At 62.1% G+C, this 544-nt stretch carries 1 protein-coding gene and 1 pseudogene; both read left to right on the top strand.

Annotated elements, in window-relative coordinates; translation table 11 throughout:
- The first annotated feature begins 12 nt into the window (after positions 1–12).
- A complete protein-coding gene (locus A477_RS24045; RefSeq protein ID WP_353579780.1) occupies positions 13–123 on the top strand; it encodes an LPXTG cell wall anchor domain-containing protein in 111 nt (36 codons plus the stop codon).
- A gap of 125 nt (positions 124–248) precedes the next feature.
- A pseudogene (locus A477_RS0120495) lies at positions 249–544 on the top strand (hypothetical protein); the annotation flags it as partial.

Raw genomic sequence — 544 nt, forward strand, 5'->3', positions numbered from 1 at the left:
GGCGGCTTCGAACTGCCCCTCACCGGTGGCGTCGGAACCGGCCTGCTCTACGCAGCCGGAGCACTCCTGGTCGTCGGCGCAGGACTCCTGTTCGTCCGGAACCGCAAGACCACCAACAGCTAACACCTTGGGAGCCGCAACAGTGACTCCCAAGACCACTTCGGCGCGGGAAGTTGTCCTCGCTGCAGGCCCTAAAAAGACAAGGCAATATTGTGCATATCAAAATAAATCCACTCAATGGGGGAATTGTGCGTATCAACAGCGTAGTAAAAATCGGCAGCCTGGCCTTGGCCGGAATCCTGGCACTTAGTGCCTGCGGCACCCCCTCGGCACCCACGCCGGTGGGCAAGGATGCGACGCCTCCGGCGTCCGTGTCATCCGCTCCGTCGGCATCAGCATCAGCATCCGCGTCGTCGTCCGAGGGAACAGATTCCTCCTCGGGCTCGTACAAGGTGGCTGCCTGGGCGTTGCCCATCTCAGAGGCGGGGGACAAGCTGGGCAGCCTCAAGGGCGAGAGCTTCAGCGTGGACGTCTACCAGGTGGC

The sequence above is a fragment of the Arthrobacter sp. M2012083 genome (genome assembly GCF_000281065.1).
Classification (GTDB): Bacteria; Actinomycetota; Actinomycetes; order Actinomycetales; family Micrococcaceae; genus Arthrobacter.